General features: G+C 56.6%; 9 protein-coding genes. 2 read left to right on the top strand and 7 right to left on the bottom strand.

All coding sequences use genetic code 11. From position 1 onward, the window contains the following. Window positions 1-169: 169 nt before the first annotated feature. A complete protein-coding gene (gene cra / locus KUC_RS09945; protein WP_007113061.1) occupies window positions 170-1147 on the top strand; it encodes a catabolite repressor/activator in 978 nt (325 codons plus the stop codon). A 37-nt stretch (window positions 1148-1184) separates the two neighbouring features. Here cra and KUC_RS09940 read toward each other — a convergent pair whose 3' ends face one another. Further along, on the bottom strand, window positions 1185-1661 hold the full coding sequence (locus KUC_RS09940) for a methylglyoxal synthase (RefSeq protein ID WP_007113060.1): 477 nt from the start codon (window positions 1659-1661) through the stop codon (window positions 1185-1187). Between the two features lie 105 nt (window positions 1662-1766). Beyond that, a complete protein-coding gene (gene pyk, locus KUC_RS09935; protein WP_007113059.1) occupies window positions 1767-3287 on the bottom strand; it encodes a pyruvate kinase in 1521 nt (506 codons plus the stop codon). A gap of 213 nt (window positions 3288-3500) precedes the next feature. Between pyk and gap the strand changes: the two genes are divergently transcribed. Continuing rightward, window positions 3501-4505, top strand: coding sequence for a type I glyceraldehyde-3-phosphate dehydrogenase (gene gap, locus KUC_RS09930; protein ID WP_007113058.1), 1005 nt, complete (start codon window positions 3501-3503; stop codon window positions 4503-4505). A 7-nt stretch (window positions 4506-4512) separates the two neighbouring features. Here the strand turns inward: gap and KUC_RS09925 are convergent, their stop codons facing one another. The 5 genes from KUC_RS09925 to KUC_RS09905 all read right to left on the bottom strand — a co-directional run bounded on the left by KUC_RS09925 (window position 4513) and on the right by KUC_RS09905 (window position 10379). Next, entirely contained in the window at window positions 4513-5562 is a 1050-nt protein-coding gene (locus tag KUC_RS09925; RefSeq protein WP_007113057.1) for a LacI family DNA-binding transcriptional regulator, read from the bottom strand. 166 nt (window positions 5563-5728) lie between these two features. Continuing rightward, window positions 5729-6835: an ABC transporter ATP-binding protein gene (locus KUC_RS09920; protein WP_007113056.1), complete on the bottom strand. Its 1107-nt coding sequence runs from the start codon at window positions 6833-6835 to the stop codon at window positions 5729-5731. Window positions 6836-6897: 62 nt separating this feature from the next. Then, a complete protein-coding gene (locus KUC_RS09915) occupies window positions 6898-8523 on the bottom strand; it encodes an alpha-glucosidase family protein (protein ID WP_040480978.1) in 1626 nt (541 codons plus the stop codon). A 30-nt stretch (window positions 8524-8553) separates the two neighbouring features. Beyond that, window positions 8554-9396: a carbohydrate ABC transporter permease gene (locus KUC_RS09910; RefSeq protein ID WP_007113054.1), complete on the bottom strand. Its 843-nt coding sequence runs from the start codon at window positions 9394-9396 to the stop codon at window positions 8554-8556. Then, a complete protein-coding gene (locus tag KUC_RS09905) occupies window positions 9396-10379 on the bottom strand; it encodes a carbohydrate ABC transporter permease (protein ID WP_007113053.1) in 984 nt (327 codons plus the stop codon). Before KUC_RS09905 ends, KUC_RS09910 begins: the two co-directional genes overlap by 1 nt. Window positions 10380-10384: the final 5 nt, after the last annotated feature.

Here is a 10384-nt window from a genome sequence, read left to right as displayed (position 1 = left end):
GTGTAGAACCATAGTCGTAGCGCATCGAAGTGAGCGTTTCGTTTCATCTGTGTATAGTTGGCTATGCTGAATCGATTCACTGAATGACACAAGGTTTGTGCTTTTAGACTTTGGTCTGGTAGACGTTAACTTGCTGATAAACTGCCCGATCACACCGAGGGGAAACCGCATGACACTTGCCGATATTGCCCGGCTAGCTGGGGTCTCGCGCACGACCGCTAGTTACGTGATTAATGGCCAGGCCGAGCAGCGGCGCATTAGCGCGGCGACAATTGATAAGGTGATGGGAGTGGTGCGCCTACACCGCTATCACATTGACCCCCAGGCGGCAGCGCTACGCCGGGGCGCAAGCCGCTTGCTGGGGCTTATCGTGCCGGACCTGGAGAACATCAGTTATGCCCGCCTAGCCAAACGCCTGGAGCGTGGTGCCAGGGAGCAGGGTTATCAGTTATTGATCGTAAGCTCCGATGACTGCGCAGAGAGTGAGCGAACATTAGCGTTGGCGCTGCGTGCCCAGCGCTGTGAGGTATTGATCACTGCCAGTTGCCTGCCCAGCGATGACACTTTTTATGCCGGCTTGGTAGACGAGGGCTGGTGCGTGGTGGGAATGGATCGCGGCCTCAATCCGGCGCGCTTTGCCAGTGTCGTGAGTAACGATCAGGAGGCGGCGAAGACGTTGACCCGCTCGGTAATCGGTGAGACAACCAAGCGCGTTGCCTGGTTGGAAGCGATGCCGGATCTGTCGGTGAGCTGCGAACGCCGGGCGGGTTTTCAGGCGGCTCTCACAGGTACTTCGATTGAACCTATCTATTTAACCGGGTCGCACTATGAGCGCAGCGAAGGGGCACGTTTGGCAGCGCAACTGCTGGATAAACAGCACGGTGCCGACGCACTGGTGACTGGCTCTTACACACTGATGGAGGGGGTGTTCGATGTGTTCTTGGAGCGTGGCGGTTTACCGAACAATATGCGTTTGGCTACCTTCGGCGCCCCCCGGCTGCTGGTTTCCCTGCCGCAGCCAGTGAACTCGGCGCTACAGGATTACGACCGTATCGCCGAGTTAACGTTAAACTGCGCACTCACTGCCATGAGCGGTCGCTATGAGTGCGGGCAGCAAGTAGTGGCGCGCCACCTCCACACCCGGTAAACACCAAGCCCGGTATTTAAACCCAGGTGGTCATGCCCTAGACCGCTCTGGCTTGAGCCCAAGCTGCTGCATCCGGTATCGACATGTCGTAGCGCTCGCTCAAGTAGGGCGAGGAGAGCAGAAAGTCGGCACTCGCCGCATTGCAGGCGACCGGTACATTCCATAGCGCCGCTAAACGCAGCAGCGCTTTGACATCCGGGTCGTGGGGCTGGGGCGAGAAGGGATCCCAAAAGAAGATCAACACATCAAGCCGCTGCTCGGCAATCCGTGCGCCAATCTGCTGGTCTCCACCCAAGGGGCCGCTCATTAGACCCTCGACTTCTAATCCTAAAGCGGTTTTAAGCCGCTTAGAGGTTGTGCCCGTGCCAATCAACTCGTGCTGGCTCAGCGTATCCTGCCAGCGGGTTGCCCACTCAAGCATTTCACTCTTCTTGCCATCGTGGGCAATCAGTGCAATGCGCTTGCGCGCTTGCAGGGTGCGGATGGCCTGGCGAGGCGGTTGTGCGTCACTCATTTCGTCACTTCCCTCATGGTTCTCTTGCCTTACGATCGTGTGGCCGTAGGGCTTTTTTGTTTTAACCGTCGATTTCTTTTAAACATCGCTACCGAGATTAATCCGTTACTCGCTATCCAGGGCAAGGATTTTCATCGTATTGGTCCCCCCATGGGCATTCATATGGTCGCCGCGAGTGAGAATGACATGCTCGCCAGGGTGTATAAATCCCTGCGCCTGCAAGCGTTTCAAGGCCTCTTGATTGAGGTTGGTGGGGTCCATGTCGGTGGTGTCGAAAGGTATTGAGACAACGCCTCGATAGAGCGCCATGCGCCGCTGGGCGATAGGGTTATGGGCTAAGCCTACAATCGGCAGGCCGGAGCGAATCCGCGACGCAATTAAAGGCGTATAGCCGGTTGCTGTCATACAGGCGATGGCGCTAACGCCGGATAAGTGGTTCGCCGCATACATTGCCGACAGCGCAATGGTTTCGTCGATACGCTCAAAGCCTTCATGGATACGGTGGCCTGACTCCTGGGCAAGGCGTTCACGCTCGGCGCCCAGGCAGACACGATCCATCGCCTCAATGGTTTCCACCGGGTAATCACCCGCGGCGGTTTCTGCAGAGAGCATCACCGCGTCGGTGGCGTCAAGAACTGCGTTGGCCACGTCGAAGACTTCGGCGCGGGTGGGCAGCGGCGACTCAATCATCGACTCCATCATCTGAGTCGCGGTAATCACCGCACGGTTCAGCGTCCTCGCATGCTTGATGATGCGCTTCTGGGTGCCAATTAACGCGGCGTCGCCAATCTCAACGCCCAGGTCGCCCCTGGCCACCATGACGGCCTCTGAGGCTTCAATGATGCCATCAAGGGTGGCGTCATCGGCAACCGCTTCGGCGCGTTCAAGTTTAGCCACTAGGCCAATCTCTTTACCGGCTTCGCCAAGTAGTTCGCGGGCTTCCTGCATATCCGCGGCGTTGCGCGGGAAGGAGACCGCCAAATAGTCAACGCCAATCTCGATAGCTGTTTTCAGATCGGCCTTGTCTTTCTCAGTGAGGGCGGGCGCAGATAGGCCGCCTCCCTGTTTGTTAATGCCTTTATTGTTGGAGAGCTTGCCTCCCACGTGAACGCGGGTATGCACTTCTTGTCCAACTACTCGTGTTACATCGAGTACCAAACGGCCATCGTCAAGCAGTAGACGATCACCCTCAACGACATCATTGGGCAGGGTTGTGTAGTCGCAGCCGACGCGTTCTGCAGTGCCGCTGTTGGCGTCCAGCGCCATGTCTAAGACAAATGGCTGGCCGACATCAAGTTTGACGGCGCCTTCAACAAAACGCGCAATACGAATTTTCGGTCCCTGCAGGTCGCCCAGCGCAGCAACGCTGCGGCCAAGCCGTTCGGCGATCACGCGTACTTCACTTAAGCGACGGCGGTGATCGTCCGCCGAACCGTGGGAGAAGTTAAGCCGCACCACATCCACACCGGCTTTGAGCATCGCTTCCAGCACGCCGGGGCGATCGCTGGCGGGGCCGAGGGTGGCAACGATCTTGGTGCGCCGTAGTGGGGTGTGTAAGTTGGTCGGGGTGTTCGAAAGAGGGGCAGTAGACGCCTGAGCTGCTGTGTTCGAGGTAGCATTGGTCACGAGAGCGCTCTCCTTATACAAGGGTATTGTTGGCAATTTAGTATTGGACTACGATAGCGTTTATATAGTAATTTTACTACATATTGGATTTCTACTAGCCTTTTGGGGCGGTTAAAACGCTATTTATCGGCCTCATGACGCTTAAATACGTATTTTTAGTAATTTTTTTACTAAAAGTACCTCTCATTATTACTGGTCAATTGAGGAGCTATCATGACAATAAGAGTTGCGATTAACGGATTTGGCCGTATTGGCCGCAATGTGCTGCGCGCCCTCTACGAAAACAGCTACCGTGACCGCGTTCAGGTGGTTGCCATTAACGATCTAGGCGATCCCTCGCTAAATTCCCACCTGCTGCGTCACGACACCGTGCATGGCCACTTTCCTTTTAAAGTAGAACATGATGCCGAGAGTATCACGGTGGATGGCGATCGTATTGCCATCTCTTCAGAGCGGGATCCAGCGCAACTGCCGTGGTCAGCAATGAATATTGATCTGGTAATGGAGTGCACTGGGTTGTTCACCAAGCGTGCGGCGGCGGCCAAGCATATTGAAGCGGGTGCCAAGCGCGTGCTGATTTCTGCTCCCAGCCCGGATGCCGATGCGATGATCGTTTATGGTGTCAATGAAGGTGTGCTGACCGCTGAAGATACCGTTGTCTCTAACGCGTCTTGCACCACCAACTGCTTGGCGCCAGTAGCGAAAGCCATAAACGATGTTGTGGGTATCGAAAACGGGTTGATGACCACCGTGCACGCTTACACCAATGATCAAAACCTGTCGGATGTTTACCACACTGACCCCTACCGGGCGCGCAGTGCCACCCACTCGATGATCCCGACTAAAACCGGCGCTGCCGCGGCGGTAGGTATCGTATTGCCGGAGCTGGCGGGCAAGTTCGATGGTTTGGCGGTTCGTGTGCCGGTGATCAACGTCTCGCTGGTGGATCTCACGTTTACTGCCGGACGCGATACCACTAAAGAAGAGATCAATGCCATTGTCGAGAAGGCTGCCGCCAACTCGCCGGTATTGGCAGTGAATGCCGAACCATTGGTCTCTATCGACTTCAATCACGATGCCAATTCGTCGACCTTTGATGCCAACCACACCCGCGTGAATGGCCGTCTGGTCAAAATCATGGCCTGGTACGACAACGAGTGGGGCTTCTCCAACCGTATGCTGGATACCGCGCTGGCGATGCAGGCGACGGCTAAATAACGCCTTCCTAAGGGCAGGTATCGCCCAGCAGCAGCTCCGTTTGCAGCAGCTGTTGGGCGAGGGGCACGCGACCTAGAATCATCTGTGCTGCGATCCGCCCCTTATCCCCGCTATCCTGGCGTACCGTGGTTAAACGCGGTGCGCGGTACTGCCCTTCGGCAATACCATCAAAGCCCGTAATGCGTAGCTCTTCCGGTACTCGAATACCGCGCTGTTCGGCGAGGGTTAGCGCCGTCAGCGCAATGCGGTCAGACATGCACAGCAGCAGGTCTGGCCGCTGTTCGATGGGCTGGTCGAGAATCTCGGCAATTACCGGCGAACACACCTCAAAGGTATTCTCCTCGATATTCCATAGCGGCACCTGCTCCGTATCCATCGCGCGCTCTTGAAGCGCGGCGTGAAATCCCTCCAGTCGTGCGCGGCTGATCGTACTGGTAGGGGGTAGCAGGGTGTGTTCAGGCGTCACGCGGCCGTTGCAGGCCTCTTTGGTCAAGCGCAGGTTGATAATCGCCGGGCGTTTGGGCAGATGGCTCAGCGCATGCTGGGCGATTTTATAGCTGGCGGCGGTATCGTCGATATGTACCGTTGGGCAGCCTTCTATATCAAAATCAACGGACACCAAATTACGCTGGGCAGGCAGTTCATCGAGCAGTTTATTGTTGGGCATTAGCCCATAGACGATAAAGCCATCGGCGATATTGGCCGAGCCCGGCGGTTGGGAGGCGTGGCCACGCCCCGGCAGTAGTAGCAGTGTGTGCCCATGGGCATCGAGGACTTCGGCGACCCCAGAAAGAAACTCGCTGGCCACGGCATCGTTCAAACTGTAGGTAAGGCTTTCGGCAAGAATCACCGCAATAATCCGCGAGCGGCCAGTGCGCAGGCTGCGTGCTTTGGCGTCAGGGCCGCTGTACCCCAGCTGTTTGGCCTGCTTGAGTATTCGTTCGCGCAGGGCGGGGGAGAGTTGATCCGGACGATTAAAAGCATTGGAAATCGTCGCCGTGGAGACGTTGAGTTCCTGGGCAAGATCCTTGAGTGTCATTCGGCGCTGATCAGTCACAATGTGTCCTTAGCAGGCTATTTTTTAATAATTGAAGACTTCGCTATTTAAAAGGCGCGTTAGATAAAATCGACCCGCTGGGTGCTGCCACTCCCCATGATAAGCGAAGGGGAGGTTAGGCACACACAGCGGGTCGTTAATGCGGGTATCTTGGTTGTCTCGTGAATTAAGCGGCTGCCTGCTGTTCCGCTAATTTCAGCGCCGTACCGCTGTCATCAAACAAGTGGACTTTTTCCCACTCCGCTGCCAATGACACCTGCTGACCTTCCTTCCATTGGCTGGGCGCTTCGCTGCGATGGATCAGTAGCGTATCGCCCTGTTTGGGCTCAAGGTAGACGTAAACCTCATTGCCTAAGTACTCGACGTTGACGATATCAAAGCAGTTGCCATCAGTGGGCGCCGCTAAGCATAGATGCTCGGGGCGAATGCCAAGCGTCAGCGCTTCACCGCTTTGCCGTTGTTGGGCATCCTGGGGTAGGGCGAGTTCACCGATGCCTGTGGCCCGCACGCGGCAACCGTTGGCATCGCCAGCGAGCAACTCTGCGGGCATAAAGTTCATGGTCGGTGAGCCCATAAACCCGGCAACAAATTTCGTCGCTGGGCGCTGATAAAGCTCGTGGGGGCTACCGACCTGCTCGACGTAGCCGCCGTTAAGCACCACGATTTTGTCGGCCAGGGTCATGGCTTCCACCTGGTCGTGGGTCACGTAAATCATAGTGGAACCGAGACGGTGATGCAGCCGGGCGATCTCGTTGCGCATTTGCACCCGCAGCGAGGCGTCCAGGTTGGAGAGCGGCTCATCAAACAGCAGTATGCGCGGTTCACGCGCCATGGCTCGGCCCATGGCCACCCGCTGGCGCTGGCCGCCGGAAAGCGCTTTGGGCTTACGGTGCAGAAGTTCTTCAAGCTGCAAAATCTTGGCTGTGCTCATGACCCGCTCGTGCACCGTCTCTTTAGCGGTTTTAGCCAGTTTCAGGCCAAACGCCATGTTGTCGTAAACGGTCATGTGCGGGTAAAGCGCATAGGATTGAAACACCATGCCCACCCCGCGTTCCCGCGGTGGCAAGTCATTGACCACGGTGTCGTCCATGCGCAGGTCGCCATCGCTAATCGATTCCAAACCAGCGATCAGGCGCAAAAGGGTCGACTTGCCGCAGCCGGAAGGGCCAACGAACACCACAAATTCGCCGTCGCCTATATGTAAATCCACATCGTTAATAATGTGATCGCTGCCAAACACTTTGTTGATCTTGCTAAGCGTTACACTGGCCATGGGTGACTCCTTGCCGACCTCACTGCTTTACTCGCGTTGGGCCGGCCTGTTGTTTTGTATGGTTAAGTATTATCGGCGACGCGCATAAAGGCTGCTTGGTATCCCGGCAGCGTTAGGCTGTCACCGTCGCGCTGGGGGGTAAAGCCGTGGCCCTGCAAGTCGCTGTCTATCGCTAGCGGCAGGCTAACCGTCTGCGCCTCGGCGGTAAGGTTGAAAACGCACAGCAGCTTTTCAGCATCTTTTTGACGGCTAAAGCCGAGCAGCGTTTCGCCCACATCGACCAGCGTTAAGTCACCGTCGAACAGCGCGGGGTGCTGGCGACGGAAGGCCAGCATGCCGCGTAGCGCGTTCAGGGTGGAATTAGCATCATCCTGCTGGCGGCTTACCGCCAGGTCGCGGTGGCTGGCCTCCATGGGGAGCCAGGGCTCAACTTTGGAGAAGCCGCCGTGTTCGCTGTCGTTCCAGGGCATTGGCGTGCGGCAACCGTCGCGGCCTTTGAATTCCGGCCACAGCACTTTGCCGTACGGGTCTTGGATGCGTTCAAAGGGGACGTCGGCTTCCGGCAGGCCCAGCTCTTCACCTTGGTAGAGGCAGACGCTACCGCGTAGCGAGCAGAGCATGGCCAGCGCCACTTTCGGGTAGGCGCTAGGATTTTCATCTGCACCCCAGCGAGTAGCACTGCGAACCACATCGTGGTTAGAGGTTGCCCAGCAGGGCCAGGCATCGCCCGCCAGGCGCTGAAAGCGTTCCAGCACTTCATGAATATAGCGCGCCGAGTGGGGCTTGTTGAGCAGGTCGAAGGTGTACGCCATATGCAGCTTGTCGCCACCGGCGGTGTACTCGGCCATACGCTCAAGCGGGTTATCATCGCCGATTTCACCCACTGTGGTGGTGCCGGGGTACTCGTCCATTAGTGCGCGCAGGTCTTTCAGGAAGTCGAGATTCTCCGGGCGGCTAAGGTCGTAGACATGGCGCTGCCAGGTATAGGGGTTGCTATCGGGCGCGCCCAGGGTTTTGGCTTCACCTTTGGGAACCGGCGGGTTGTCGCGCAGCTCGGCGTCGTGGAAGTAGAAGTTGACGGTATCCAAGCGGAAACCATCCACGCCCAACTCCAGCCAGAAGCGCATATTATCCAACTGCGCCTGTCGCGCTTCCGGGTTATGGAAGTTGACGTCCGGCTGGCTGGTGAGAAAGTTATGCATATAGTACTGCTGGCGGCGTGAATCAAACGTCCATGCCGGGCCGCCAAAAATCGACAGCCAGTTGTTGGGTGGCGTGCCGTCCGGCTTGGGGTCGGCCCATACAAACCAGTCGGCCTTGGGGTTGCTGCGATCCTGGCGGCTTTCCTGAAACCAGGCGTGTTGATCCGATGTATGGCTAATCACCTGATCGATCATCACCTTAAGCCCCAGCGAGTGGGCCTTTTTCAGCAGTGCTTTAAAGTCCTCCAGGGTGCCGAACATCGGATCGACATCGCAGTAGTCGCTAATGTCGTAGCCAAAATCGAGCATGGGCGAGGTGAAAAACGGCGATAGCCAGATACCGTCCACGTTCAGAGACGCCACGTAATCGAGTTTTTCGGTAATGCCGTTAAGGTCGCCAATACCGTCGCCGCGGCTATCCATAAAGCTGCGCGGGTAGATCTGGTAGATAACGCCGCCGCGCCACCAAAGAGTGTTGTCTTGCATCTTGAAATCCATCGTTGACATAAAAAATCCTTAGCCTTTAACGGCACCTGCGGTAAGGCCTGACACAATGCGGCGCTGGAAGATAATCACTAATACGACCAGCGGCACCGTGACCACCACAGACGCGGCCATAATCGGCCCCCAGGGCAGTTCGTAGGCGCTGCCGCCTGACAGCAACGCAATGGCGACGGGCACCGTGCGCTGGGTGTCCGTGAGAGTGAAGGTGAGAGCAAACAGAAACTCATTCCAAGCGGCGATAAATGCCAGCAGACCGGTGGTCGCCATGGCGGGCCACATAAGCGGCAGAAATACCTTGGTGAGCGTCACCCAAGGAGTGGCACCATCCATAATGGCGGCCTCTTCCAGCTCCATGGGAAGTTGCTTCATAAAGGTGGTCAGCACCCATACCGTGAAGGGCAGGGTGAAAATGGTGTAGCTTAAAATTAGCCCTGCGGGATTGTTATAGAGGTTTAACGAGCGAATTACTTCAAACAGCCCGGAGAGCACCGCCACCTGGGGAAACATGGATACACCCAGGATCACTAGCAGTACCGTAGAGCGCCCGCGAAAGCGGACTCGGCCAAGGGCGTAAGAGGCGGTAAGACCAAACAGCAGGGCGATAAAAACCACGCTAAATGCCACTACGATTGAGTTAAAAATAGCGCGTAGAAAGCTGGTTTGGCTAAAGATATGGACGTAGTTATCGAGGTTCCACGAAGACGGCCACAGCTCAACCCGAAACAGATCGCTAGAGGGCTTTAACGAGGTGACTACCGCGTAGTAGAAGGGGAACACGGCGTATAGCATGATCAGGATAATTAACGCCCAAAAACCGATACGCTTGGCAATTTTACCCAGTTGACGAGTTGTCATCAGTCACCTCCCAATTGGATTTGTTTACGCCCAACGTAGAGATAAGCCACGGTGGCCAGAGCAATAATTAAGAACAGCAGGGTGGAGGCAGCGCTGCCGTAACCGACATCCTGGAATTCGACCAACTGCTGGCGGGCATAGACCGACATCGACATAGTGCTGGTGGAATTAGAGGTCAGGACGTAAATAACGTCGAAGACGCGTAGCGCATCCAGCAGGCGGAAGATCACCGCCACCATAAGCGCCGGGGTAATCAACGGCAGGGTGACCCTGAAGAACACCCGTATCGGATGGATGCCGTCTACTTCGGCGGCCTCGTAGCAATCCTTGGGCAGCATTTGCAAGGCAGCAAGCACCAGCAATGCCACAAAGGGGATGGTTTTCCACACATCGACCATAATCACCGCCCACATGGAGTAGGTGGCGTTGGCCGTCCAAGCGATGGGGGCATCGATAATGCCCACGTTCATCAGTAGGTGGTTGATAATGCCGAACTGGTCGTTGAGCATCCACGCCCACATTTGCGCAGAGACAATGGTGGGAATTGCCCACGGAATCAGCACCGCAGCGCGCACGATGACGCGGCCCTTAAATTCGGCGTTCAAAATTAGCGCGACAATGACCCCGAAAACCACTTCCAGCGATACCGACACCACCGAGAAGTAGACGGTATTCCATACTGACTGCCACCACACCGAGTCGGCCAGTACTCCATACCAGCGGCCATCGTCATAGACGAGGTAATTCTCAAAGCCAATCAGGTTGGCGGCACCCATATCCGATAGCGACGCATCGGTAAAGCTGAGAAAAAAGGTGCGCACCAGCGGCCAACCAGCCACCAGGGTTAACGCAATCAGCATTGGGGCTAAAAAAAGCCAGGCGGCTTTTACCCGCTGGCGGCGTACCTTGGTACCCCGGCGCGGCTTGGTGGTGAGTGAACGCGCCTCGCCGGGCGCGTCATCGTGCTTGATGGAGGTTTGCATGGAAG

The sequence above is a fragment of the Vreelandella boliviensis LC1 genome (genome assembly GCF_000236035.1).
GTDB lineage: Bacteria > Pseudomonadota > Gammaproteobacteria > Pseudomonadales > Halomonadaceae > Vreelandella > Vreelandella boliviensis.
Note: the sequence above shows the minus strand (reverse complement) of the source record. Positions and strands in the feature narration are given on the sequence as shown.

Bases quoted from the DNA above. Each gene is read 5' to 3' on its own strand.
- cra (WP_007113061.1), top strand. From the start codon at position 170: ATGACACTTGCCGATATTGCCCGGCTAGCTGGGGTCTCGCGCACGACC.
- KUC_RS09940 (WP_007113060.1), bottom strand. From the start codon at position 1,661: ATGAGTGACGCACAACCGCCTCGCCAGGCCATCCGCACCCTGCAAGCG.
- gap (WP_007113058.1), top strand. From the start codon at position 3,501: ATGACAATAAGAGTTGCGATTAACGGATTTGGCCGTATTGGCCGCAAT.
- KUC_RS09920 (WP_007113056.1), bottom strand. From the start codon at position 6,835: ATGGCCAGTGTAACGCTTAGCAAGATCAACAAAGTGTTTGGCAGCGAT.
- KUC_RS09915 (WP_040480978.1), bottom strand. From the start codon at position 8,523: ATGCAAGACAACACTCTTTGGTGGCGCGGCGGCGTTATCTACCAGATC.
- KUC_RS09910 (WP_007113054.1), bottom strand. From the start codon at position 9,396: ATGACAACTCGTCAACTGGGTAAAATTGCCAAGCGTATCGGTTTTTGG.
- KUC_RS09905 (WP_007113053.1), bottom strand. From the start codon at position 10,379: ATGCAAACCTCCATCAAGCACGATGACGCGCCCGGCGAGGCGCGTTCA.